This window comes from Ruegeria sp. BB10 (assembly GCF_056535725.1).
Genome location: NZ_JBQFIW010000001.1, coordinates 2894051 through 2920076 on the forward strand (window position 1 = coordinate 2894051; position 26026 = coordinate 2920076).

General features: G+C 56.7%; 13 protein-coding genes, 3 tRNA genes, 3 rRNA genes and 3 pseudogenes. 16 read left to right on the forward strand and 6 right to left on the reverse strand.

Annotated elements, in window-relative coordinates:
- Window positions 1-5: 5 nt before the first annotated feature.
- Window positions 6-851 (forward strand): SDR family oxidoreductase, encoded by an 846-nt coding sequence (locus tag ACR3EP_RS14930; RefSeq protein ID WP_425081167.1) that lies wholly within the window; start codon window positions 6-8, stop codon window positions 849-851.
- A 3-nt stretch (window positions 852-854) separates the two neighbouring features.
- Here ACR3EP_RS14930 and ACR3EP_RS14935 read toward each other — a convergent pair whose 3' ends face one another.
- Window positions 855-2471 carry a GMC family oxidoreductase gene (locus ACR3EP_RS14935; protein ID WP_480638531.1) on the reverse strand — a complete coding sequence of 539 codons (1617 nt, stop codon included), beginning with the start codon at window positions 2469-2471 and terminating at the stop codon, window positions 855-857.
- 397 nt (window positions 2472-2868) lie between these two features.
- On the opposite strand from ACR3EP_RS14935, the gene katG reads away from it, so the two are divergent.
- From katG to ACR3EP_RS15000, 13 genes are all read left to right on the forward strand, one after another.
- Complete coding sequence (katG, locus tag ACR3EP_RS14940; RefSeq protein ID WP_480638532.1) at window positions 2869-5070, forward strand: catalase/peroxidase HPI; 2202 nt, start codon at window positions 2869-2871, stop codon at window positions 5068-5070.
- Window positions 5071-5736: 666 nt separating this feature from the next.
- Window positions 5737-7189: ribosomal RNA gene (locus tag ACR3EP_RS14945) — 16S ribosomal RNA — on the forward strand.
- Between the two features lie 213 nt (window positions 7190-7402).
- Window positions 7403-7479 (forward strand) — tRNA-Ile (locus ACR3EP_RS14950).
- Between the two features lie 9 nt (window positions 7480-7488).
- Window positions 7489-7564 (forward strand) — tRNA-Ala (locus ACR3EP_RS14955).
- 420 nt (window positions 7565-7984) lie between these two features.
- Window positions 7985-10809, forward strand: a 23S ribosomal RNA gene (locus tag ACR3EP_RS14960).
- 229 nt (window positions 10810-11038) lie between these two features.
- Window positions 11039-11153, forward strand: a 5S ribosomal RNA gene (gene rrf / locus ACR3EP_RS14965).
- Together the 16S, 23S and 5S rRNA genes with 3 tRNA genes alongside form the textbook arrangement of a ribosomal RNA operon.
- Before the next feature lie 51 nt (window positions 11154-11204).
- Window positions 11205-11281: transfer RNA gene (locus ACR3EP_RS14970), tRNA-Met, on the forward strand.
- A gap of 687 nt (window positions 11282-11968) precedes the next feature.
- Window positions 11969-13777: a galactosyltransferase-related protein gene (locus ACR3EP_RS14975; RefSeq protein WP_480638533.1), complete on the forward strand. Its 1809-nt coding sequence runs from the start codon at window positions 11969-11971 to the stop codon at window positions 13775-13777.
- Window positions 13778-13850: 73 nt separating this feature from the next.
- Window positions 13851-14675, forward strand: coding sequence for a hypothetical protein (locus ACR3EP_RS14980; RefSeq protein ID WP_170400155.1), 825 nt, complete (start codon window positions 13851-13853; stop codon window positions 14673-14675).
- A 601-nt stretch (window positions 14676-15276) separates the two neighbouring features.
- Complete coding sequence (locus ACR3EP_RS14985) at window positions 15277-15642, forward strand: hypothetical protein (protein WP_425082674.1); 366 nt, start codon at window positions 15277-15279, stop codon at window positions 15640-15642.
- A 112-nt stretch (window positions 15643-15754) separates the two neighbouring features.
- Window positions 15755-16486: a metallophosphoesterase family protein gene (locus ACR3EP_RS14990; protein WP_480638534.1), complete on the forward strand. Its 732-nt coding sequence runs from the start codon at window positions 15755-15757 to the stop codon at window positions 16484-16486.
- A 129-nt stretch (window positions 16487-16615) separates the two neighbouring features.
- Window positions 16616-18064, forward strand: a complete 1449-nt coding sequence (locus ACR3EP_RS14995) for a mannose-1-phosphate guanylyltransferase/mannose-6-phosphate isomerase (protein WP_480638535.1) — start codon at window positions 16616-16618, stop codon at window positions 18062-18064.
- 181 nt (window positions 18065-18245) lie between these two features.
- Complete coding sequence (locus ACR3EP_RS15000; protein ID WP_480638536.1) at window positions 18246-18515, forward strand: spike base protein, RCAP_Rcc01079 family; 270 nt, start codon at window positions 18246-18248, stop codon at window positions 18513-18515.
- An 85-nt stretch (window positions 18516-18600) separates the two neighbouring features.
- Here the strand turns inward: ACR3EP_RS15000 and ACR3EP_RS15005 are convergent.
- From ACR3EP_RS15005 to ACR3EP_RS15025, 5 genes and pseudogenes are all read right to left on the reverse strand, one after another.
- Window positions 18601-19762: pseudogene (locus ACR3EP_RS15005) on the reverse strand (nucleotide sugar dehydrogenase).
- Window positions 19763-19925: 163 nt separating this feature from the next.
- A pseudogene (locus tag ACR3EP_RS15010) lies at window positions 19926-21299 on the reverse strand (polysaccharide biosynthesis/export family protein).
- 24 nt (window positions 21300-21323) lie between these two features.
- The gene (locus ACR3EP_RS15015; RefSeq protein ID WP_480638537.1) at window positions 21324-21449 is read right to left on the reverse strand and encodes a hypothetical protein; all 126 of its coding nucleotides are present in this window, start codon (window positions 21447-21449) and stop codon (window positions 21324-21326) included.
- 169 nt (window positions 21450-21618) lie between these two features.
- Window positions 21619-21975, reverse strand: a complete 357-nt coding sequence (locus tag ACR3EP_RS15020; protein WP_480638538.1) for a hypothetical protein — start codon at window positions 21973-21975, stop codon at window positions 21619-21621.
- Window positions 21972-24002, reverse strand: a pseudogene (locus tag ACR3EP_RS15025) (YjbH domain-containing protein). The gene ACR3EP_RS15020 and the pseudogene ACR3EP_RS15025 overlap by 4 nt, the downstream one beginning before the upstream one ends.
- A gap of 399 nt (window positions 24003-24401) precedes the next feature.
- Between ACR3EP_RS15025 and ACR3EP_RS15030 the strand changes: the two are divergent.
- A complete protein-coding gene (locus tag ACR3EP_RS15030) occupies window positions 24402-24677 on the forward strand; it encodes a hypothetical protein (RefSeq protein ID WP_170351938.1) in 276 nt (91 codons plus the stop codon).
- 350 nt (window positions 24678-25027) lie between these two features.
- Window positions 25028-26017 (forward strand): BMP family protein, encoded by a 990-nt coding sequence (locus tag ACR3EP_RS15035; protein ID WP_170379376.1) that lies wholly within the window; start codon window positions 25028-25030, stop codon window positions 26015-26017.
- Window positions 26018-26026 lie beyond the last annotated feature (9 nt).

A 26026-nucleotide genomic window follows, 5' to 3' on the forward strand; every position in this document is an offset into this window, starting at 1 on the left:
GCGCCATGACAGGAACTCTTTTTTCGTTCGGCCACGGATATTCGGCGCAAGCCTTGTCCCAGCTACTGAATCCACAAGGCTGGCGCATCTACGGCACCACACGCGACCCGGCCCAATCCCCCGCTATTCGCGCATCCGGAGCAGACCCGCTGGTCTGGCCAGGGCAGGTGCCGAATCTGGACGGGGTGACGCATTTGCTGATTTCGACGGCGCCGAAAGCGAACGGAGACCCGGTGCTGGCTGCCCTGCAAGATGAGATTGCCGCGCGGGCTGCGCAGTTTGAATGGGTTGGATATCTGTCGACGACAGCAGTCTATGGCGATCATCAGGGTGCATGGGTGGATGAAACTACCCCGCCTGCGCCCATGGCTGAGCGTGGCAGATGGCGGGTGAAGGCTGAACAGCAGTGGATGAGCATCCCTGAGCTGCCCACACATATTTTCCGGCTGGCGGGCATCTATGGTCCCGGTCGCGGTCCGTTTTCCAAGCTCAAGCGGGCGGGGATGCGGCGTATTATCAAGCCCGGTCAGGTGTTTTCGCGCATTCACGTCGCGGATATCGCACAGGTTCTGGCCGCCTCGATGGCCGCGCCCAACCCTGGTGCCATATTTAACGTCTGCGATGATGAGCCGGTGCCACCACAGGACGTGATTGCCTATGCCGCTGAGTTGCAGGGCCTGCCCTTACCGCCAGAGGTGCCGTTCGACGAGGCTGATCTGACCCCAATGGCCCGCAGTTTCTATAACGAAAACAAGCGGGTCAGGAATGACCGGATCAAGGACGAACTGGGCATACGTCTGCTTTATCCTGATTACCGCACCGGGCTTGAGGCCCTGATGAAAGACACCTGACGCTCAGCCAGCAGCCTTGATCAGTTCAGCGGCCTTTTCGGCAATCATGATGGTGGGCGCATTGGTGTTACCGGACACCAGCGTCGGCATAACCGAGGCGTCGATCACGCGCAGCGCATCGATACCGCGTACGCGCAATTCCGGGTCGACCACGGCCATGTCATCCAAACCCATTTTGCAGGTCCCGACCGGGTGATATATCGTGTCGGCGCGATCGCGGATGTGGTTTTCCCAATCGGCATCGGTTTGCGCGGTTTCGGTTCCGAACATTTCCTTGTGCCGATACTTCTCCAGCGCCGGGGCCTGAATGATGTCACGCGTCATCCGCGCGCCCTTGATCAGTGTTTCCAGATCACGGTCGTCAGACAGGAACGCTGGATCAATGGCAGGGGTGGCGAATGGGTCGGCGCTGTGCAGCCCCACCGTGCCTCGGCTTTCGGGACGCAATTTGCAGACGTGACAAGTAAAGCCGTGACCGTAATGCAATTTGCGGGCATGGTCATCAACCAACGCAATGGTGAAATGCAGCTGAATATCGGGCCGGTCCAGATCGGGTGAGGTTTTCAGAAAAGCCGCCCCTTCCGCAAAGGGTGTGGCTGCCATTGACACGCCGGTCTTACGCCAACGCAGCAGGTGCCGCAGCAGGTTCACCGATGCGGTCGCCCCGATCCCGAAACTGTCAGTGTCTTTTGTTTTGTAGGACAGAATGAAATCTAGGTGATCCTGCAGGTTCTGGCCAACGCCGGGCAGGTTATGGCGCACCGTGATGCCGTGTCGGGCAAGGTCCGCGCCATCCCCAATTCCTGACAGTTGCAGCAATTGCGGAGATTTGAGTGCACCGGCACAAATCAGCACTTCTCGTCTGGCCGTAACCACGATGTCGGGCCCTTTGCCCTTTTTCTTGTAGATCACGCCGCTCGCCCGCTGACCGTCGAATGTCAGCTCTTTTGCCACTGCATGAGTGATGACCTTCAGGTTCGGGCGGTCCATCACCGGAAAGACATAGGCCGCAGCTGCTGAACAACGCTCTCCATTTCGGGCCGGGTCGTGAAATTGGGTCACTTGGTACAGGCCGACCCCTTCATTGTTGCCACGGTTAAAGTCATGCGTGCGGCGGTGCTGCATTTGTTCGGCTGCGCGGATGAAATCATGAGTGATCGGGCGCGGCTCTTTTTGGTGTGAAACCTGAACCGGACCGCTGTCACCATGCAGATCATCGGCTCCGTCCTCATTATTCTCGGACCGTTTGAAATAGGGTAGCACGCTCTCCCAATCCCAGCCGGTGCAGCCCAGATCGGACCAGCTGTCATAGTCCTGACGCTGCCCCCGTATGTAAAGCATCGCATTGATGGCACTGGACCCACCCAGTGCCTTGCCGCGCGGCTGATACCCCCGGCGTCCGTTCAGGCCCGGCTGCGGCACGGTCTCGAACGCCCAGTTGTTGATCTTTGGCCGCCCGGGCAGGGCAGCGACCACGGCCGAGGGCATACGGACCAGAATACTGTCGCCACGACCGCCGGCCTCAAGCAGGCAAACGCGGGTGTTTGGGTCGGCGCTGAGGCGATTGGCCAGTACCGAACCCGCGGACCCGCCGCCAACGATGACGTAGTCGAATTCCATCCTGACTCCCTCAGTGCCGGATCGGGCATGGCTATGCCTGTAACTTTTCGTGGGTCTGACTGTGGCGCAGCGATCGAAAAAAACAATTGGCGCTATTGGGATGTGACCCAAGGTTATTTTGTGGTGCTGCCGGTGAACGGGTCAGAACGCGGTGGATTATGAAAAATCCATAATCATTCCCTATCGCATTCATCATTAAACAAAACTTTTATGCATGATTTTGATTTGCTACTTCTGGTGGTGACAAGACCAAAGAGTCGCCGATCCCCCCGAGCGAAAAACGCGTGCCCCTGGGCGCGCGTTAAGGGCGGGTAAAGGTGTCATCTGCATGAGTTCTTGATCGACCAAGTTTGAACCGTGCGAACCTGCCGGAAATTAGCCAGGAATGGAGATCGATATGGATGGAAGTGATAACCCCAAAACGGGCGGATGCCCGGTGATGCATGGCGCCGGAACCCGGTCAAACCGGGATTGGTGGCCCAACCAACTGAACCTGTCGATCCTACACCAGCATGCGCCCGCGTCGAACCCGCTTGGGGGCGATTTTAATTACGCGGAAGAGTTCAAGAAGCTGGACATGAAGGCGCTGAAGGAAGACCTGTACGCGCTGATGACGGATTCTCAGGATTGGTGGCCGGCAGATTACGGTCATTACGGTGGACTGTTCATCCGGATGGCCTGGCACAGCGCCGGAACGTACCGGACCGCAGATGGCCGTGGTGGCGCGTCGACCGGCAACCAACGCTTTGCGCCGCTGAACAGCTGGCCGGACAACGGCAACCTGGACAAGGCGCGCCGTCTGTTGTGGCCAATCAAACAGAAATACGGCAATCAGATTTCCTGGGCAGATCTGATTATTTTGGCCGGTAACTGCGCCATCGAATCCATGGGTGGCAAGACCTTTGGCTTTGCCGGTGGCCGCGAAGACATCTGGGCACCCGAAGAAGACATCTATTGGGGTACGGAAACGGAATGGCTCGCTCCGACAGACAATCCTCACAGCCGCTATTCAGGCGAGCGTGATCTGGAAAACCCGCTGGCCGCCGTGCAGATGGGCCTGATCTATGTGAACCCTGAAGGCCCCGACGGGCAGCCTGATGCGTTGGCCTCTGGTCGTGACATCCGCGACACGTTTGGTCGGATGGCAATGAATGACGAAGAGACAGTCGCATTGGTCGCGGGTGGTCACACCTTTGGCAAGGCACACGGCGCAGGTGATCCCGATCTGGTTGGTCCGGAACCCGAGGCTGCGCCGATCGAGGAAATGGGCCTTGGCTGGATAAACAAGTTCGGTTCGGGCAAAGGCGACGACACCACCACCAGCGGGATCGAAGGGGCGTGGACTGCGAACCCGATCCAATGGGACAATGGCTATTTCGACCTGCTGTTCGGCTATGACTGGAACCTGACCAAAAGCCCCTCGGGCGCCTGGATCTGGGAACCGGTCGGCGTGAAAGAAGAAGATATGGCCCCCGCGGCGCATGATCCGTCGAAAAAGGTCAAGACAATGATGACCACGGCGGACATGGCGATGCGCATGGACCCGATCTATGGCCCGATCTCAAAGCGGTTCCACGAGAACCCGGAAGAGTTCGCGGACGCCTTTGCCCGTGCCTGGTTCAAGCTGACCCACCGCGATATGGGCCCGCGCTCGAACTATATCGGTGATGAGGCCCCGACCGAAGAGTTGCTGTGGCAGGACAATGTACCGGCCGTGGATCACGACCTGATCGATGACATGGATGTGGCTGACCTGAAGAGCAAGATTCTGGCAGCCGGCCTGTCGGTCTCTGAACTGGTGTCGACCGCCTGGGCTTCGGCCTCGACATTCCGCGGGTCGGACAAGCGCGGCGGAGCCAATGGCGCCCGCATCCGTCTTGCGCCGCAGAAAGACTGGGACGTGAACGAACCGATGAAGCTGTCCAAAGCGCTGGATGCGTTGGAAGGCGTTCAGAAAGCGTTTAACGATGCGCAGTCGGGCAACAAACGGGTCTCTTTGGCCGATGTGATCGTTCTGGGCGGTGCAGCCGGTATTGAACAGGCCGCCAAAGCGGCGGGTCATGAGGTTCAGGTACCGTTCGCCCCGGGCCGCACCGATGCGACGCAGGATCAGACGGATGTCGAGTCGTTCTCGGTGATGGAGCCAATTGCAGACGGCTTTCGAAACTACCAAAAGTCCGACTACAGCGTATCGCCCGAAGAGCTGTTGATCGACCGGGCGCAGCTACTGGCTCTGTCAGCCCCGGAAATGACGGCGCTGGTTGGCGGGCTTCGGGTAATGGGCGCAACGTTCGGCGACACAACACATGGTGTGTTTACTGACAACGTCGGCACGCTCAGCACCGATTTCTTTACCAACCTGCTGGACATGGGTGCCGAGTGGAAGCCTGCGGGCAACGGCGTCTATGAAGGCCGCGACCGCGCCAGCGGGGCGGTCAAGTGGACCGGTACGCGTGTTGATCTGGTCTTTGGGTCGAACTCGCAACTGCGGGCGCTGGCCGAGATCTACGGTCAGGCTGATGCCGGGGGCAAATTCGTCTGCGACTTTGTTTCGGCCTGGAACAAGGTGATGAACGCGGATCGCTTCGATCTGTCGTAAACACGCGACTAACGTAATGATTGCGCCGTCCGAAGAGACTCGGGCGGCGTTTTCTTTGGCCCAGCCCCGGGCGCATACCAAGCATTGGGTACGATTCCGCCCATAGACCAACCCTTCCCCCAATTTCAGTGGCCTGTAAGCGGGTTTTTTCCACGAATTGTTAAGTTAACTTATTGATTTCATTAAGGTTGGTAAGTTTCTACGGGGAAAAGCGAAGTTTTTTCAAAATGGGGGTTGCAGGTCCCAGACCTAATCCGTAAATACCCCTTCACCGGCGCTGCTGAGGCGGTGTTGGGACGCTGGAGACGGCGGAGACGCTCAGGAGAGACTGGGGGCATCTTGAGGGATTTGTTAGGCGGGCGCGCTGAGGTTATTGGCGCAACGGTCTGGTTTTTGGCTCTGGGTGTTATGTTCTTTGACATTGATGGATAACTGAAGAGATATGTGGGCGGTTTGGTTCGTTTCGACGGATTGAATGTCTGTATATCGCGCTAGTAGGTTTCTCGAGCAATCGGGGCCGATGATCTAGTGTCAGCTTCACTGTTTGAGTGGTTCACTGATTTCTTAGGAAGTCTGTGTACATCAAACAGAAGACTTCATCAGGATTAGCCTCCTGATGAGATGTGCAGAGGTTCGAACGTCAAGGATAGCGCAGCAATGTGCTTTCAACTTGAGAGTTTGATCCTGGCTCAGAACGAACGCTGGCGGCAGGCCTAACACATGCAAGTCGAGCGCGCCCTTCGGGGTGAGCGGCGGACGGGTTAGTAACGCGTGGGAATATGCCCAATGGTACGGAATAGCCTCTGGAAACGGAGAGTAATACCGTATGAGCCCTTCGGGGGAAAGATTTATCGCCATTGGATTAGCCCGCGTTAGATTAGGTAGTTGGTGGGGTAATGGCCTACCAAGCCTACGATCTATAGCTGGTTTTAGAGGATGATCAGCAACACTGGGACTGAGACACGGCCCAGACTCCTACGGGAGGCAGCAGTGGGGAATCTTGGACAATGGGGGCAACCCTGATCCAGCCATGCCGCGTGAGTGATGAAGGCCTTAGGGTCGTAAAGCTCTTTCGCCTGTGAAGATAATGACGGTAGCAGGTAAAGAAACCCCGGCTAACTCCGTGCCAGCAGCCGCGGTAATACGGAGGGTTAGCGTTGTTCGGAATTACTGGGCGTAAAGCGCACGTAGGCGGATCGGAAAGTTGGGGTGAAATCCGGGGCTCAACCCCGGAACTGCCTCAAAACTATCGGTCTAGAGTTCGAGAGAGGTGAGTGGAATTCCAAGTGTAGAGGTGAAATTCGTAGATATTTGGAGGAACACCAGTGGCGAAGGCGGCTCACTGGCTCGATACTGACGCTGAGGTGCGAAAGTGTGGGGAGCAAACAGGATTAGATACCCTGGTAGTCCACACCGTAAACGATGAATGCCAGTCGTCGGGTAGCATGCTATTCGGTGACACACCTAACGGATTAAGCATTCCGCACGGGAGTACGGTCGCAAGATTAAAACTCAAAGGAATTGACGGGGGCCCGCACAAGCGGTGGAGCATGTGGTTTAATTCGAAGCAACGCGCAGAACCTTACCAACCCTTGACATCCTAGGACCGGCCCAGAGATGGGTCTTTCACTTCGGTGACCTAGTGACAGGTGCTGCATGGCTGTCGTCAGCTCGTGTCGTGAGATGTTCGGTTAAGTCCGGCAACGAGCGCAACCCACATCCTTAGTTGCCAGCAGTTCGGCTGGGCACTCTAGGAAACTGCCCGTGATAAGCGGGAGGAAGGTGTGGATGACGTCAAGTCCTCATGGCCCTTACGGGTTGGGCTACACGTGCTACAATGGCAGTGACAATGGGTTAATCCCAAAAAACTGTCTCAGTTCGGATTGGGGTCTGCAACTCGACCCCATGAAGTCGGAATCGCTAGTAATCGCGTAACAGCATGACGCGGTGAATACGTTCCCGGGCCTTGTACACACCGCCCGTCACACCATGGGAGTTGGTTCTACCCGACGGCCGTGCGCTAACCTTTTGGGGGCAGCGGACCACGGTAGGATCAGCGACTGGGGTGAAGTCGTAACAAGGTAGCCGTAGGGGAACCTGCGGCTGGATCACCTCCTTTCTAAGGATGTATCTAGTTAGATTTGTTCGCAAATCTCGTGATACACTTAGCAGAAGATCAACAAACAAAGTTGATCAAACTCATGGACCGAGCCGTCCTCATATCTCTTCAGAACACATCAGGCCTGCACGCTGTGAGGTCTGGCCCTCTCGGCAGCTTTTGCGAGCAAAAGCGCCTGTCGGGCAACGTCGATTTTGCTTTGCAAAATCAACTGGGTCGGTAGCTCAGGTGGTTAGAGCGCACGCCTGATAAGCGTGAGGTCGGAGGTTCAAGTCCTCCTCGACCCACCAAAAACTTTTGGGGCCTTAGCTCAGCTGGGAGAGCGCCTGATTTGCATTCAGGAGGTCAGGAGTTCGATCCTCCTAGGCTCCACCATTTACCTTTCGATCAGATCGTTAAGCACCTTTGGGTTCTTAACCGTCCGATTGGACGCAGCTTCTTCGGAGGCTTTGACATCGTATAGAGAGAAATCAATCAACACTGTTTGATCGCGCCGAGTGTGGCGTTGATCTCAGTTGGTCCTCTTCGGAGGAGGTTCGATTAGGGATGTTTCCTCGTCCCTCTTTGAATATCCCGGCTGAAACGAACAGAGTTGTCCAAGTCAAGTACACTAACCCGCATGATCTGACGATCATGCATTGTCTTCCATTCTCCATGTGGGGCCGACCGACATCGGCAGCATGGGTTCCAGGATGGAAGGCGGGAAAGTATGCTTTTGGTTCAGAAACAGAGGCGGCCTTTAGTTACCAGCTGGGCCTGCCGTGAAGGACTTCGTGTCTTTCTCTTTCTGGATCAAATCAAGCGCGAGAAGGGCGTTTGGTGAATGCCTTGGCAGCAAGAGGCGATGAAAGACGTGATACTCTGCGATAAGCCATGGGGAGCTGAGAATAAGCTTTGATCCATGGATTTCTGAATGGGGCAACCCACCTGAAAGCTTCATATTGTTATCTCTGATAATCAATATGTTGCTTAAACAGGTACTTAAGACCTGAATACATAGGGTTTTAAGAGCAAACCCGGGGAACTGAAACATCTAAGTACCCGGAGGAAAGGAAATCAATTGATACTCCCCTAGTAGCGGCGAGCGAACGGGGACCAGCCGAGCCAGATAAGTGACTAGAACATGTTGGGAAGCATGGCCATAGCGGGTGACAGCCCCGTATAGGAAGCTTTGATGGACGTATTAAGTAGGGCGGAACACGTGAAATTCTGTCTGAAGATCGGAGGACCACCTTCGAAGGCTAAGTACTCCTTGCTGACCGATAGCGAACCAGTACCGTGAGGGAAAGGTGAAAAGCACCCCGACGAGGGGAGTGAAACAGTACCTGAAACCGAACGCCTACAATCAGTCGGAGGCTCCTTGCGAGCTGACGGCGTACCTTTTGTATAATGGGTCATCGACTTGGTCTCACGAGCAAGCTTAAGCCGTTAGGTGTAGGCGTAGCGAAAGCGAGTCTTAATAGGGCGCATGAGTTCGTGGGATCAGACCCGAAACCGAGTGATCTAGGCATGGCCAGGTTGAAGGTAAGGTAACACTTACTGGAGGACCGAACCCACATCCGTTGAAAAGGATCGGGATGAGCTGTGCCTAGGGGTGAAAGGCCAATCAAACTCGGAGATAGCTGGTTCTCTGCGAAATCTATTTAGGTAGAGCGTCATCCGAATACCCCGGGGGGTAGAGCACTGGATGGGTAATGGGGCCCCACAGGCTTACTGATCCTAACCAAACTCCGAATACCCGGGAGTACTAGATGGCAGACACACTGCGGATGCTAACGTCCGTAGTGGAGAGGGAAACAACCCTGACCTACAGCTAAGGCCCCCAATTCATGGCTAAGTGGGAAAGCAGGTGGGACGACCAAAACAACCGGAGGTTGGCTTAGAAGCAGCCATCCTTTAAAGATAGCGTAACAGCTCACTGGTCTAAATAAGTTGTCCTGCGGCGAAGATGTAACGGGGCTCAAGCCATGAGCCGAAGCTTAGGATGCCGTAAGGCATGGTAGCAGAGCGTAGTGTGACATAGTCTCATTCCTCCTTCACGTCTTCGGGCGGATTGGAGGAGAGAGGCTTTCGATGAAGCCGGCCTGTGAGGGATCCGGTGGAGAGATCACTAGTGAGAATGATGACATGAGTAGCGACAAAGAGTGTGAGAGACACTCTCGCCGAAAGTCCAAGGGTTCCTGCTTAAAGCTAATCTGAGCAGGGTAAGCCGGCCCCTAAGCCGAGGCCGAAAGGCGTAGGCGATGGGAACCAGGTTAATATTCCTGGGCCGTGGAGTGGTGACGGATCTCAGGTGTAGTTCAATCTTATCGGATTGATTGGGCTGCTGAGAGGTTCCTGGAAATAGCCCTCCTATCAGACCGTACCCTAAACCGACACAGGTGGACTGGTAGAGAATACCAAGGCGCTTGAGAGAACGATGTTGAAGGAACTCGGCAAAATACCTCCGTAAGTTCGCGAGAAGGAGGCCCGGTTCCTAGGCAACTAGGGGCTGGGGGCACAAACCAGGGGGTGGCGACTGTTTATTAAAAACACAGGGCTCTGCGAAGTCGCAAGACGACGTATAGGGTCTGACGCCTGCCCGGTGCCTGAAGGTTAAAAGGAGAGGTGAGAGCCTTGAATTGAAGCCCAGGTAAACGGCGGCCGTAACTATAACGGTCCTAAGGTAGCGAAATTCCTTGTCGGGTAAGTTCCGACCTGCACGAATGGCGTAACGACTTCCCCGCTGTCTCCAACATCGACTCAGCGAAATTGAATTGCCTGTCAAGATGCAGGCTTCCCGCGGTTAGACGGAAAGACCCCGTGCACCTTTACTACAGCTTCGCACTGGCATCAGGATTGTGATGTGCAGGATAGGTGGTAGGCTTTGAAGCGGAAACGCAAGTATCCGTGGAGCCTCCCTGAGATACCACCCTTCGCACTCTTGATGTCTAACCGCGGTCCGTTATCCGGATCCGGGACCCTGCGTGGCGGGTAGTTTGACTGGGGCGGTCGCCTCCTAAAGCGTAACGGAGGCGCGCGAAGGTTGGCTCAGAGCGGTCGGAAATCGCTCGTTGAGTGCAATGGCAGAAGCCAGCCTGACTGCGAGACTGACAAGTCGAGCAGAGTCGAAAGACGGCCATAGTGATCCGGTGGTCCCGAGTGGAAGGGCCATCGCTCAACGGATAAAGGTACGCCGGGGATAACAGGCTGATACTGCCCAAGAGTCCATATCGACGGCAGTGTTTGGCACCTCGATGTCGGCTCATCTCATCCTGGGGCTGGAGCAGGTCCCAAGGGTACGGCTGTTCGCCGTTTAAAGAGGTACGTGAGCTGGGTTTAGAACGTCGTGAGACAGTTCGGTCCCTATCTGCCGTGGGTGTAGGAGACTTGAGAGGAGTTGCCCCTAGTACGAGAGGACCGGGGTGAACGATCCACTGGTGGACCAGTTGTCGTGCCAACGGCAGTGCTGGGTAGCTATGATCGGACAGGATAACCGCTGAAGGCATCTAAGCGGGAAGCCCCCCTCAAAACAAGGTCTCCCTGAGGGCCGTGGAAGACCACCACGTCAATAGGCCGGAGATGTAAGCGCAGTAATGCGTTCAGTTGACCGGTACTAATCGCCCGATAGGCTTGATTTGATCCAGTAACAGAAAGACAAAGCTCACCGCCTCAAGTAGCGAAGCGGTAGGCGATCAAACAAGACCAAAAGCATACACCGACCTTGAGTTGGACAACGTTGATTGATGTGAAACCCCGTAAAGGGGTGACATAACAACCGAGTGGCAACGCGCCTTTGCACGCAAAGACGCTGCCTGCCACCCGTCGCTTTCTTGCTCAGCAAGAATGCAGACATGGGCTTTTCCTCGGTTTGGTGGTCATAGCGCAAGTGAAACACCCGGTCCCATCCCGAACCCGGAAGTTAAGCACTGCCGCGCCAATGGTACTTGGGCTTAAGCCCCGGGAGAGTAGGTCACCGCCAAACCTAGTAAAAGCCCAAAACATCTCTCTAACGATGATACAAATCTGACACTGACGCGGGATGGAGCAGCCCGGTAGCTCGTCAGGCTCATAACCTGAAGGTCGTAGGTTCAAATCCTACTCCCGCAACCAGCGTCAGAAAATCTCAGAACAGCCCGGTCACACTACAATTGATCCCCAAGATCAATCGCTTAACAAACTCAACCCGTCAGAACCATAAAACAATGGGGTGAGTGGCAAAAACCCCATCCAAAACAAAGCTTCAATGCCGGAAAACCAAATTGACCTAAGCGATGCGAGGCCAATAACCTAAAACTCCAGATAACTGGAACACAACCAAGACAGCAAGCTGACCTGACAAGGGCGTCAAAACAATGATTCCGGCGTATCACCGCTCATCCAGGTTGAAATCTTGGAGGCTTGCTTCAAAGATACCGTCTTTGGTGATTGACACGCCTGAACAAACAGGTACTCGGTGCTCAAGTTGTTTGTACGCAATCCCAGGTGGAATGTACTGAACGACCAAAATATTAAAATACCGAAGGCATTGGCATACCAAGGGTTCAAACTGAGAAAATGCAATCTTCTAAAGATATAGTTGCAAGCCTCTGCGATGCGAACGCATCTGATGACACCGTCACAACAGTTGACGCCAGGGACACATTTCGCAGTTTGATTCGAGCACAGCTTTCGGTGCGGAACGCTAAATCACCAACTTCGGTTTCTGCCCTCTACAATGAGATACGAACGCAACCTGACGTTTGGCGCAACCTTCCAAAATTTGAAGAAGCTGGCGCAGAATATGAACCCGATGCAGCCATGGAACCCGGTTTTGCTGCTGTCACATGCTGCATGAACCGAAATGACCACCTGGCGCAGACATTGCCAACGTGGCTTGTGCATCAGGAAATTGGCGAAGTTATCATCGTGGACTGGAGTTCGGAAATTCCGGTTGAGATCACTCTTCGGAAAGCGGGGATAACTGATCCACGTATACGCATTCTTCGGGTCGAGGATGAAGGATCCTGGATTTTGTCCCACGCGTATAATCTGGGATTCCGCGCTGCGACCAAAGACAAGATTATCAAAGTCGACAGTGACATTATCCTCGATTCAGAGTTCTTTAGCCGCAACACAACAGGTGTTGACCAACTGACTGCAGGGAACTGGCGCCTGGTGAAATCCGGACAAAGCCACGTGAACGGCTTTTTCGTCGTTGGGCGTGAAAATCTTTTGGCTGTTAACGGCTTCAACGAGCGGATTGTCACCTATGGCTGGGATGACGACGACCTGTACGGACGCCTGACCGACGCAGGCGTGCAAAGAGAAGATGTCGATCCCGACACCATCAGCCATATTGATCATTCCGACGTAAGACGTGTTGAGCGCCCCAAAAGTACACCGGTCACCGGATGGGACGAAGTGCAGTCGTTTCCGCAGTTCTGGATCGCGTTGAACCGGCAAACTGCGTCTTCCTGCGCCCCGTGGGATGCGAGTTGCCCAATGACAGGTTTCCGGGTGCTTAGTGAAACCGCGAACATATTGCGGTTAAGACGCAGCCACCCCTACGGCGTAGATACAAACCTTATTGGCACGCGGATGGAACGCGCCGAAGCAGCGGTTAGCGCAATACATGATGTGTTCAAAGGTGTTGCGGTCTCTGTTTCCTGTGAAGCTGTGGATTATGCGTTGATGACCCGCTCGTTGGAAGACGCCATAGTGGCCATCAGCAACACGTCGCTGCAACCGGAAGAGAATACAGGCGAAGTTACCGTTCCGCTGGGGCATAGCCTGCAAAAGCCGAAACTTGTCGTCGATGCGCAGCATGGTTTGGGCAACCGATTGCGCGCAATTGCTTCGGGGTTTTCATTTTCACAAGTCCACGATCGCGAACTGATCATTCGGTGGGTGCCTGACGAACATTGCGATTGCACCTTTGCGTCATTGTTCGAATTTGACGGGGCTGTCGAGGATACCAAAGAGAACGACCCGGAGAACGCGTTAACGGTCGACCTGATGAGCAAGGCATTCCGGGAGGCCTTTGACACCGCCTCATTGGTTAAGGCGCAGCGGGATATCGTTATCCAATCGGCCTACAGGTTTACATTCGGCAAACCCTACGACCCCATTGAACGGAAATTCCTGCGTGAGCTGAAACCGAGTGCGGATGTGCAAGAGATGATCGAGTCCGTACGCAGCCAAAACGACATCGCCGTGCATGTGCGTATGAATGGCGGCGCGGCTACGGACCCTCATGGGGACGTTCCCGGAGCCTGGTCGCGGTCAGAAGACGAGATTTCCAGACGTGCCCGCAGCAGATCCCACTATGCGTTCTTCTTCAAACGTCTGGATCAACTGCTGGAGGCCAAGGCCGATTCCACGATTTTTCTGGCGTCGGATAACTCTGAATCCTATGGTGCTTTCGCTGCGAAATACCAAGATCGCGTGACCAGCCTGCCAAGAACGGTATATGACCGATCTGAAGTGCAGCTTAAATATGCGCTGGCAGATGTAATCCTGCTATCGCGTGCGCCGCTTTTGCTGGGAAGCAACTGGAGTTCGTTTACGGAAATCGCCCATTCAATGTCTCAAAATCAGAGGTTAGAGATATCTGGGCAGCATTTTTAATGTGGCTGGAAATTCCGGACAGCGGTCCAAATCTTTATGAATACCTACTAAACCCGCCAGAGTGTAAATCTGAATGAATGACAGTGAAACAAGGAGCTTAGCCGTTGAGAAGGTTGTTTCAGCGTGCAAGCAACATGTAAGTGAAATTATCGTTCTGGAAGGCCGAAAGCACACGGAATGGTGCGCGGCCTATGAGCAGAGCGGTGTTCCACGTGTCACTCAATCTTCCTTTAGCGCGCTGTCTAAGACCGTTTCTCCTCAGAAGGCCACTGATGGTGGCCTTCGTATCATTCACGTCACTAAGGGCGTTCCTGCGGCAAGCCTGAGTGAAGCGGAACACAGCGTAAACCTGCTAACGAGTTACGCTGATATTGTAGTATTCTCACCGGTTCCTGTAGCTGAACAACAGGTTCAGGACCTGCTGATTTCATGGCCCAGCTTTTGGGCTTTGCTGTTTCTTGCCGAAGGGTTCGTTTTGCAGGACATCGTGCGCCCGGCGGTATGGGACAGTTTCTACAGCGATTGGGACAACCTGCAAAGCACGGTTGTGTTCGCCAATACTGCGCTGGGTGACAGTTGGGCAGATAGCGATGGTGACGGCGCCAACATGGTTGTGGATTATGTGCATCCCTCGAGTTTTGAAGTCGGGCTTAGGCGTCAGCTGGCATTGCAAACCAGTGCGATGCTGAACGCACCCGATACGTCTGCGACGTCTCAGGAATTCAGTTCTAAGATTCACATCGCGCTGCCCAAACGTTATTCCAAAAAGGAATATGAACAAAAGCTTTTTCAGGAAAGTCGGAAGTGGTGGAAGGTCGCCCTTTGCTCACCTTGGCGGATTTCTTACTGGTGTGATCTTTGGCGTCTCCAGCGGCGTACCAAGCGCTGGTCGAATTAGAACTTGCCCGCTTTATTCCAAAGCTGCTGAACAAACATGCGGGTGAAAAGTCCTGTTTGGCTTCAAGTCTCTGGTAAACAACAAAAAACATCCGCGCCCGCACGCTTGGTTGCGTCCAAAACTTGTGGGCAGTTTGGTAAAGGGTGTTTGATCTGATATACTGCGTTTTGTTTACAAGTGACTGAGAGTATTGATCTCTGTGCGCTTGTTCTATCGGGCAGACGCATCTGTCGCTGTATCGCTCGGCGACACCGAATCTAAGACCGTCCCATGACCCTAAGCGTCATTCGCGCAACGCTGCGTGCGTATTGGACATGGAAAGTTTACGTAAAAAACCTATTAAAACATTGATTTAAGGCCAAGTTTCGCCACAGGCGGCGCACAGCTGAGGCATCGCGGTTCTCTAGCCCTGATCCAGATCATTACTGGAATCGGAGATAGAACCATGCCGGGTTTCCTCGACTGTTGTTTCAAAGCGTCAGCGCAAACAGGACAGCGCTCTGCTTGTAGCATTGTCCGGTTTTTTACCGTCTTGCTGAGTGTCGCGACATTGATACCGGTGACCCTTGCGCCAACACGCGCTCAGGCACAGCAGTTACTTGTGGTGGGAAGCGATCGCGGCGGCTATCTGCATGACCGTTTGATCGAGTTGGAAAACCTCAAGCGCAACGGAGTTCTGGTCGAGATCAGGGGCCGTATCTGCTATTCGACATGCACGATGTTTCTGGGGTTGCCCGGAACTTGCGTTGATCCTGATACCACCTTTGGGTTTCACGGCCCTTCCCGAAACGGTCGCCGGCTTGCGCAAGATGATTTCGACTATTTCAGCCAGATCATGGCCGCCTACTATCCGGAACCGCTGAAATCCTGGTTCATGACCAAAGCCCGGAACCGGATCAACGGGCTTTATAAGGTCAAAGGCCGCGAGATCATTCAAATGGGCGTACCCGCTTGCCGAACCGCCTGAACCCGGTCTTGCCCGCAGTCAGGTCGCCGGGTATCACGTGTGGATCTAAGGCCGGTGCCGGATTTCCTGTATCGGCTCTTTTTTGGCTAACCGGGCAGGAGAAAAGTTCATCGTGCTGTCATCCCTTTTCGGACGATTCAGGCGGCGTGCCCCGTTTCTGCCACCAACCCCAGATACTCCAATATGCGTAATCGGTGACGTGCATGGCTGTGTCGTGCAGTTGGAAAAGCTACTGAACAAAGTGCCGCAGGACCATCGGATCATTCTGGTGGGTGATTATGTCGACCGCGGAGAATGCAGCGCCGAGGTCTTGCGCCTGATCAGTGCGCGCCCCGATATAACCTGCCTGAAAGGCAATCATGAAGAGATGATGCTGCGGTTCCTGAAAGACCCTTTGGAACAGGGTCCGCGGTGGCTGCGTTATGGCGGGTTGCAGACCTTGGCCTCGTTCGATGTGCGCGGGGTCCGGGCTGAGATGACCGGTGATGAGCTGACAGAGTGCCGGGACAGGTTTCAAGAGGCGATGGGCGACACGTTGTATCAATGGGTGACCGGGCTGAAGATCTGGGAAATGTCGGGCAACGTCCTTGTGGTGCATGCCGGTGCTGACCCCAATGTTCCGCCCACCGACCAGTCGGAAAAGACCCTTATCTGGGGTCATCCGTCATTTCTAAAAACAATCAGGCGCGACGGTGTTTGGGTTGTACACGGGCATACGATTGTCGGTGAGGCTGGCGCGCAAAAGGGACGAATTTCCATTGATACCGGCGCTTTTGCAACTGGTGTGTTAAGTGCAGTTTGCCTGGATGGTGGGGAGCCCAGATTTTTGACGTCACAAGGCTGAAGACTGAGCCCGTACAGGCGCAAATCCGCGGTTGCACTTGCTTTTTCCTGTTGAAGCTGAGCAAAATCTTGTCACGCTAATTCACATCTAATAGGACCTGTTTAAATTAAATCAGGTTTCGAGCTTATCATGTTGATCACCCCTATTCTTCTTTGCGGCGGGTCCGGGACGCGTCTTTGGCCGTTGTCGCGGCAGAGTTACCCCAAACAATTTGTGCCACTTGTTGGGGATGAGACACTTTTCCAGGCCTCAGCGCGGCGTTTGTCCGGCGCGGCGGCGGGGTTGGAATTCGCTGCTCCGATGGTTCTGACCAATTCGGATTTCCGCTTCATCGTGGCCGAGCAATTGCAGGCCGTCGGCATTGATCCCGGTGCCATTTTGATTGAGCCCGAAGGGCGGAATACGGCCCCAGCGGTCCTCGCTGCCGCGCTGCGCGCCCATACCGAGGATCCGGACGCGGTGCTGTTGGTTGCGCCATCCGATCACGTAGTGCCTGATGTGGCGGCGTTCCAGAATGCGGTTGCCCGCGGGTTGGAGGCTGTCGAGCAAGGGCAACTGGTAACATTCGGGATCACCCCAACGCATCCGGAAACGGCTTATGGTTATCTCGAATTGGCGAGCGCATCGAACAGCGGCGGATCACCCGTTCCGCTGAAAAAGTTCGTGGAAAAACCAAATCTGGCTCGCGCAACTGAAATGCTCGAAGCGGGTAATTTCAAATGGAATGCCGGAATCTTTCTTTTCCGTGCATCGGATATGATTGCGGCCTTCCGGGCTCATGCGCCCGAACTGATATCGCCCGTCGAGGCAGCCGTCGATACGGCGACGCCGGATCTGGGCTTTCTGCGCCTGAACCCTGAACCCTGGGGCAAGGCCGAAGATATCTCAATCGATTACGCGGTGATGGAGAAGGCGACGAACCTGTCGGTTGTCCCGTTTGACGCGGCTTGGTCCGATCTGGGTGGATGGGATGCAGTCTGGCGAGAAAGCGGGCCGGATTCTGACGGCGTGGTGACCAGCGGCGGAGCCACAGCCATTGATTGCCACAACGCGCTGCTGCGCTCGGACAGTGACCAGTTGGAGCTGGTGGGCATCGGGCTTGAAAACATCATCGCCGTGGCAATGAATGATGCGGTTCTGGTTGCGGATGCCTCGCGGGCGCAGGACGTTAAGAAAGCGGTGAGCGCGCTAAAGGAAAAAGGCGCTGCACAGGCTACAACCTTCCCAAAGGATCACCGCCCTTGGGGCTGGTTCGAAAGCCTTGTGGTTGGCGACCGGTTCCAGGTTAAGCGTATTCACGTCCACCCTGGCGCGTCGCTGAGCCTGCAAAGCCATGTCCACCGCTCGGAACACTGGATCGTCGTCGAAGGTACGGCACTTGTGACGATCGACGACAAGGAACAGTTGGTGACCGAGAACCAATCGGTTTACATCCCGTTGGGGGCGGTGCATCGGATGCAGAACCCTGGCAAGGTGCCGATGGTTCTGATCGAAGTTCAAACCGGAACCTATCTCGGTGAGGATGATATCGTCCGGTACGAGGATGTTTATGCGCGCGGTCAGGGCGCAAAGGGTTGACGTTCCAACCCCATTTGACGCCACGCAGCCAGGTATGGCGCATTGATCAGGCCCCCGGACGGGGGCCTTTTTTGTTGCCCGGAAAGCTTGGTGCAGCCGTTCCGTTCGGTGTGTTTTGGTTTTGTTAGTTGTGTTTTGTTTAAGGTGTTTCTGATTGAGATGACTGAGTGAGGTTGGGCTGATGAGCATGAACCCTTTTATCAATCGCGTTTCCAGCCTTTCGGGGCCTGCGCGTGATGTTTTGCCTGTTGCGCCGTCGGATGTGGCGGATTTGTCGGATGTGGCGATTGGTCTTTATGTTGAGGGGGGCGGGGCCGTGGTGATGACCACGGTGCGAGGGGAGACGCGCACCGTTCAGGTGACGGATTTTTCGATCCTGCCGGTGGGGGTTACGCGTGTGCATGCGACCGGCACGACGGCGTCGGGCATTCATGCGCTTGTGCTGACGTAAGGTATCCGCCGTTTACGGCGCACAGCCCTGCCACCGGACTTCCGGCGGCGGGGTTTTTTGTATCCTCAAATCCCCTCTGTCGGGATCAGTCCGCGCCAAACAGATCGCGTGTGAAGACTTTGTCGCTGACATCGCGGATCTCGTCCGAGATGCGGTTGGCGAGGATCAGGTCGGCCTGCTGCTTGAAGGCGTCGAGATCGCGGATCACCGGTGAGTGGAAGAAATGATCCTCGCTCAAAACCGGTTCATAGACGATGACCTGGATGCCCTTGGCCTTGATCCGCTTCATGATGCCCTGAACCGAGCTTTGGCGGAAATTGTCGCTGCCTTCTTTCATCACCAGCCGGTAGATGCCGACGGTTTTGGGCCCTTTCATCAGAATCTGATCGCTGAGGAAATCCTTGCGGGTGCGGTTGGCATCGACGATGGCGCGGATCAGGTTCTGCGGCACATGGTTGTAATTGGCCAACAGCTGTTTGGTATCTTTGGGCAGGCAATAGCCGCCATATCCGAACGAGGGGTTATTGTAATGCGCGCCGATGCGCGGGTCGAGGCTGACGCCTTCGATGATCTGGCGCGGGTCCATGCCGCCGGCCAGGAATAGCTGTCGAGCTCGTTGAAAAGGCCACACGCATGGCAAGGTAGGTATTGGCGAACAGCTTGATCGCCTCGGCCTCGTCGGGGTCGGTGAACAACACCGGCGCATCTTTTGAGACTGCTCCTTCCAGCAGCAGCTCGGCAAAGGCCTTGGCCCGGTCCGAGCGTTCGCCGACGATGATCCGGCTGGGATGCAGGTTGTCGTGCAGCGCCTGCCCCTCGCGCAGAAACTCTGGCGAGAAGATCACATTGTCGGTGCCAACCGCGCGGGCATCGGTGACAAAGCCCACGGGGATGGTGGATTTGATCACGATGACAGCATCGGGGTTCACTCTGGTGACCTGGTCGATCACCGTATCGACCGAGCTGGTGTCGAAATAGTTGCTGCGCGGATCATAATTGGTCGGGGTGGCCACAACGACAAAATCTGCCCCGCCAAACGCGGCTTCGGGATCGGTGGTGGCGGTCAGGTTCAGCGTTCGGTTGGTCAGGAAGTCGGTGATATCGGCATCCTGGATCGGGCTTTCGCGCTGGTTGAGCATGTCCACGCGCGCGGCGGACACATCCAGGGCAACAACGTCGTGGTTTTGCGCCAGCAGCACGGCGTTGGACAAGCCAACATAGCCAATCCCGGCAATCGCGATCTTCATATCTTGGTTCCTTGTGTACCCAGGGTCGGCACGCCCGGTGCGATCATAATCGTGTTTTTGGTGTGTGATAAGCTTTTGAAAGACGTGAAGGCAATGATCCGGCCCGGGCGGCCAGCGCGCGCTTGTGTTGATTGAGCGCGATGGCGGTGCCCGGGTGGGTGTCTTAATTTACCGCGGCATTGATTGGCGTCGTGACAAGGGATGGGGTGATCTGGCTGATGGTGCGGCCCCATTTTGTGACAGGGTTTTCCGCGATGAAAATGATGTCGTTTGAGCGCAGCTGGAATTGCGCGGCCAGGGTCAGCTGTGCGGCGTTGCGGATATCAAGGTGCCAGGCGGTGACGGCGCCGAACTCGCGGGCGTCGGTTGCGGCGCGCAGCACATAAACCTCCGATGCGTCGCCGGTTTCCTTGGCGATGCCGCCGCCGGTGTCGAACAGCGCATCGGCCAGGGTGGCCGCGTGGTTGAACGGCAGGGCATAGCGGCCCTGGGTGCGGACCTCGCCGGACAGGTAGACATAATCGCGATCGACCGCATCCAGTTCGATGGACTGAACAAAGTTGTTGCGGCGCTCATCCAGATCGGCACGGCGCAGATTGACGGCCACGTTCAGCTCTTGCAGGGCGGTCTGGCGGCCTTCCAGCACGGTCTCGCGCAGGGCGATCTGCTGGGCAAAGCGCTCGGCCCGGTCCAGATCATAGTCGGTATCGACAAAGACCGAGTCATCGGCGATCAGGTTGAGGTTCTGCAAGGCGGTGCGCGCATACAGATCTTCCAGCGGGATCTGATACATCTGCCCGTCGCGGTAGATGCGCACCGAGGAATTGTCGATATCGCTGACCGAGACCGACCCGGCGGCCGACAGCGCCTCGCCCAGGTCAGCTGGGTCAGGGTGATGGGCTGGATGCCGGGCTGGCCGACGGCGCCGCCGACCGAGACGCGGCGGGAATTGAACTCGGCAATTTCCAGGCTGAAGGTGGGGTCGATCTGGTTTTCACCAGACGCTGGAACAGCAGCGCCTCGGCCTCATCCACGGTCAGGCCGACCAGCCGCACGCGGCCGACATCGGGATGTTGATCGAGCCGTCATCCTGCACGGTATAGCCGTTGCGGCTGTTCTGCGCGGCCAGCAGGCCCGACAGCTCTCCGGCGGTGCCTTGGGTGGATGGCGTGGACAGCACCAGCACGTCGCCGATGCCAATGGTGTAGGGGCCGGGGTTCACTTGCGGTGGCGGGTCCAGCTGCAGCCCGGCGCGTGATCCGTCCTGGGTCGAGGGCGCCTCGGGCAGGGGGCCGGTGCCGCGCAAGCTGGTGGAGGAGCCGGAGCCTGCCGACAGACCAAACACCGAAGGCAGGGTTTTGGGCGCATAAGGCGAGCGGTTGGCCACCAGCACGGTCTCGGGCGTGACCGGCACGACACGGACCTTGCCGGCATCCGACACGCCTGCGGTCACCGAGGGGCTGCGGTAGATGGTTGAACATCCGGCGATCAGGCCGCTCAGGGCCAGCGCACTGAGGAGAAGGGGGAAATGGCGCACGCGCTGTCCTTTGCTGTTCAAAACTCAACTCTCATCGGGCACCACCTTTATGACCATGTTGCCCAGGAAATCGCCGGTCCATTGCGAAGACTGGACGATGCGGCCGGTGCTGTCCTGCACCCAGTAAATGTTGCTGAAGGTCTCGGCCACCCCATAGCAATCCTCTTGCCGCTTTTGCGCGGCAACGGGCGTGCCTGCAACACCACCGGGTCAGACCCCAACGGGGTGATCCGGCAGCGATAGGCGTGCAGCTCGATCTCGTCATTGCCGTTGAGAAAGCTGTGGAACCGCTCGGCCCGGCCCGAACCGCCGCTCAGGATCAGCGCCGCGCTCTGGCTGACATCCGATCCGGCCAGACCGCCGCCGAACCCTTGGCCGAGGTCAGCAGCCCCTGATCCAGCGTGATGGTGGCGCCATCCGCACTCAGCCAGGTCTGTACCCCGGCGCGCTCGGTCTCAAGCAACATGACCCCGGCCAGATCGCGGGCGGGAAAGCCGACTTCAAGCCGCGGCGGGATCGGGCGGCGCGCGGCCAGCGCCTGCGCGCGCGGATGGAACCGGGGCGCATTGGGAAACAGCGCCCCCTTCAGCAGATCGACATCTTCCTGCGCGTCGCCGCAGGAGATCAGCATCAGGGCCAGCAGGGCCAGCAGGGCAGGGCGGCGCAGGGCTGTCATCGCCAGAACCTCCCCCAGCCGCGCGACAGGTCCTGCGCGCGGGCCTCGCGGGTGACGCCATAGAGCCGGTTGCGCACATGCAGTCGCGCGCCGCCATCGCGCAGAACGGGGCGGATGGTTTGGGCGATCTTGTTGCGCGACGGGCGCCCGGTCAGCCACTAGACCGGGATCTCCAGCCGGATGCCCTTGTCGAACGAGCCTTCGCCAAACTCCTCGGAACTGACATTGGTCAGGGTAAAGAAGGCCCCCACCTTGAAGCCGTTGTTAAACTCGCGATCCAGCGTGAAGGTGGCGCCATAATCGCCCGCCAGGTAACGCCCGACATCGACCTGCGCGTGATATTCGCCCGGCAGATCGTAATAGGCCGAGACATGCCCGGTGGCGACGGAATAATCCTGAAAGCCGAACAGCACGTCGAAATCGCGTTGCACCGCATAATTGGCCTCGGCCCCCAGCGCCAGGCGGCTGTTGCTGGGATACCACAGCAGTTCCGCCGACAGCCCGCCGAACATGGTCTCGAGATAGCCCAGCGTGGTGCGGGCATAAAGGTTCGTGCCCGGCCGCCACAGATACTCGCCGGTCATATGTTCGATCCGCAGGTTGGATTCACGGGCATAGATCGCCCAGTCTGAGCGCACATGCGGCAGCGGTGAATCCGAGACCCGGGTGCTGTCATCCAGCGTGCTGAGGATCGGCAACCGCAGCCCGGTTGACAGGGTGAAGCCCGGCGAAAGCGTGTAATCCAGCCCCAGCGCGGCGCCCACCTCGTATCGCAGCGGGTCGTCGGGGTCGAAGAAGGAAAAGTTCAGATACGGCCCGAACCGATAGGAAAAATGCGGGTAAGCATCCGTAAGAATGCCGCCCTGCATCAGCGGCAGCGTGTCCGACACCTCGGCCCGGGCAAAGCTGCGCCAGGCATTGTCGGGGTCGTGTTCCAGCTCATACAGGTCGTCGCGATTGACCCGCACCGCGCTCAGCGGCACGCCGTTCGACATCAGCGCGATGTCGAAATGCTCGGTCTGGGCGGGTTCTTCATTGGCCAGCACGCGGGCGGTGCGCCCCAACGCCTGGGCGGCCTGACCATAGGTGGTATTCTCGACCCCGACCTGAACCGTATCGCCGGTCCCCGACAGATAGACCAGCCGCAGCCCTTCCTGTTCCAGCGCGGCCTGCATCCGGGACCGGATGTCGCCGGTCGCGCGGTCCGCTGTTGCGGCAGCGGTCTGGGATCTGGGCTGCAACGGTGGTGGCGCGGCACCTTGTCCGCCCGGCGCCACCGATTTGCGCGGGTCGACGAAATAGCTCAGCGTCAGCCCCAGCGTGGAGCCATAAAGATAAGATGTGGTCAGCTGCGTGCCATTGTCGAACCGGTACTGGACCCCGACATTGATCGGGGATCTGACCCGGAAACTGTCGTTGACCGCTTCCTGGCTGTACAGATCGGGGGAATACTCGGCCAGAAAGGTCAGCCGGTCATTATATTGCCAGCTGGCGCCCCCAAACAGCGCCGCATCGCCACGGAACCAGTTGCCGAATTCCAGCTCACCGCCCTGACCGTTCGAATTTGGCGGCGGCCGGGTGTCGAACCGGCTGCCAAACACACCCAGCGGGTTCGAAAACGCGCCCCGCCCCGCCATGCGGCCCCAGCCGATGCCACCGGTCAGCTTGAGCCGGTCCTGAAAGGTCTTGGTGGCCACAAAATACTCGGCGGCATAGACGCCGGTACCGCCAAAATCGCGCAGCCCCATCACGATGGCCGGGCTGTGCCGACTTTCCTCGCGCAACCGGAAATGGATGTCAAAGCTGCGGTCATACCGGGTGGTGTCGGGCCCATCCAGCCTGTCGATCACCGCATAGCGGAAGCTGCCATGCACCCAGGGCAGCATCTGGAACGTCATCGTCCCCCGCCCGCTATTGCGCAACCCCGCAGCGGTGAACACCAGCGCCCCGTCATCGAACATCTCGGCGGTCGGAATCTCAAGCAGGCCGGGTGTGCCATAGGTCGAAACAGACTGCGCCTGACCCATGCCCGCCGCACCCGCACATACCAACGCCAACAGGCTTCTCAACCTCAAAGACACCGCTCGAATCTTCACGTCAATCTATCGCTTTTTCGATCGGCGCCTCACTAACAACTTTCAAAACAAACGTCCCGAAACAATCCGCCAAAAAAAATATCCACAAAACACCTTGTGGCAATTCTGCAATTGAAGAGTTAACGGCAGTGTGGCCGGGCCGGATAGCGTTGCAGGCCACCCTCGAATTTAAGGAAACGCGCCTGGGGGGTCTGCGGGCGCGGATATGTGGCAAGCCTCTGAAAAAACGGATTTAATCTGCACGTTTATAGAAATTTTTTCAGCAATAGCATTCTCACCTCCGAACGGGTGTGATAGCGTCCGGCCAAGACTTGTTTTAGGAGATTCATGATGATCAGAGCGACCGTGTTGGTTCTGGCCCTTTCAACCACAAGCGCCTTTGCGCAGGACGCGACCGACGGGACGACCCCGGAGCCTGTAGATCCTACTCGTGTAGCCCCATTGGACGATGCGGCGGCTGCAGCTGCGGCTGAAGGTGTGACTGGTTTTGTACCTCTTGTCGCGCCCGCACTTGGCGTGGCTGCGGCCGCAGTAGGTGTGGCTGCTTCGGGCGGCGGTGGCGGTGGGTCGTCAAACAGCACCACAAGCACAGTGGGCACCAACTGATCCGCTGTTCAAACAAACGAATAGTAGTGCGCCAATACGGCGCGCTGTCACCGGGAAAACCATTGCGGCAGTCTTTAGTTTTTAGATTGGTGTAATGTGTCGTGACACCGGAATTATCCTTTAGACACCTGCTTACAAACTTTTACGCCAGACACACGTAAAACGTGTGTCGTGCCGCTTTGCCCTATAGCACCAAAACATGAGCTTTGGGCCTAAGCGCTTGACCATACCCCAACCTTAGAAACACGGCCGAAACTGTCTGAGATACAGTCATGTTCCCATGGGACATGGATGAAAAAATTGACTGAACAGTAAAAAAATGCTGCCATCCTGCCAGACAGGAGAGTGTTATGACAAAAACAATATTTTCAAGAAGAGTACTGCTGGCCGCTGTGGCGGCTGCCTCAACCCTATTCTCCGCCGGTCTGGCGGCGGCGGAAACCGTCAAGGTCGCGGCGATTTATACCTTGCCGGTGGAACAGCAATGGATCAGCCGCATACACAAGGCCCTAAACACCGCAGCCGAGCGTGGTGACATCGAATACGTGTTCTCGGAAAATGTGGCGAACACAGATTATGAACGTGTGATGCGCGAATATGCCGAACAGGGCGCACAGCTGGTTGTGGGCGAGGTGTTTGGCCTGGAACGCGCCGCGCGCAAGGTGGCGAAGGATTATCCCGACACCGCCTTTTTGATGGGGTCTTCCTTTGGACCGGTAGCGCCTAATTTCTCGGTCTTCGACAACTGGATTCACGAACCGTCTTACCTGACTGGCATGGTGGCAGGGGCTGCCACGGAATCGAACGTGATCGGCATGGTCGGTGGATATGCCATCCCCGAGGTAAACCGCCTGATGAACGCTTTCATGGATGGTGCGCGTGAAGTGAACCCGGATGTCACATTCCTCGTGACCTTCATCGACAGCTGGTACGATCCGCCCAAGGCCAAGGAAAGCGCCATTGCGATGATGGATGCGGGGGCGGATATCATGTACGCGGAACGCTTTGGTGTCTCGGATGCGGCGGTTGAGCGTGGTGTAAAGGCCGTAGGCAACGTCATCGACACGTCGGGTGACTACCCCGGCACGATCATGGCCTCAGCCCTGTGGCATATGGAGCCGACCATCGACAAGGCTATCGCCAATGTTGCGGGCGGCTCATTCGAGGCTGCGGATTACGGCCAGTACAGCTTTATGGGTTATGGCGGCGGGTCAATGGTTCTGGATGAAGAGCTGGTTCCGGCCGAGGTTCTTGAGGCGGTGAATGCCCGTCAGGCCGAGATTCTGGACGGTCTGTTCCGGGTGAATGTCAACGATGACCGCCCGGTCTCGGACAACTGATTGCAATCG

Bases quoted from the DNA above. Each gene is read 5' to 3' on its own strand.
- ACR3EP_RS14930 (WP_425081167.1), top strand. From the start codon at position 6: ATGACAGGAACTCTTTTTTCGTTCGGCCACGGATATTCGGCGCAAGCC.
- ACR3EP_RS14935 (WP_480638531.1), bottom strand. From the start codon at position 2,471: ATGGAATTCGACTACGTCATCGTTGGCGGCGGGTCCGCGGGTTCGGTA.
- katG (WP_480638532.1), top strand. From the start codon at position 2,869: ATGGATGGAAGTGATAACCCCAAAACGGGCGGATGCCCGGTGATGCAT.
- ACR3EP_RS14975 (WP_480638533.1), top strand. From the start codon at position 11,969: ATGGAACCCGGTTTTGCTGCTGTCACATGCTGCATGAACCGAAATGAC.
- ACR3EP_RS14980 (WP_170400155.1), top strand. From the start codon at position 13,851: ATGAATGACAGTGAAACAAGGAGCTTAGCCGTTGAGAAGGTTGTTTCA.
- ACR3EP_RS14995 (WP_480638535.1), top strand. From the start codon at position 16,616: ATGTTGATCACCCCTATTCTTCTTTGCGGCGGGTCCGGGACGCGTCTT.
- ACR3EP_RS15000 (WP_480638536.1), top strand. From the start codon at position 18,246: ATGAGCATGAACCCTTTTATCAATCGCGTTTCCAGCCTTTCGGGGCCT.
- ACR3EP_RS15020 (WP_480638538.1), bottom strand. From the start codon at position 21,975: ATGACAGCCCTGCGCCGCCCTGCCCTGCTGGCCCTGCTGGCCCTGATG.
- ACR3EP_RS15030 (WP_170351938.1), top strand. From the start codon at position 24,402: ATGATCAGAGCGACCGTGTTGGTTCTGGCCCTTTCAACCACAAGCGCC.
- ACR3EP_RS15035 (WP_170379376.1), top strand. From the start codon at position 25,028: ATGACAAAAACAATATTTTCAAGAAGAGTACTGCTGGCCGCTGTGGCG.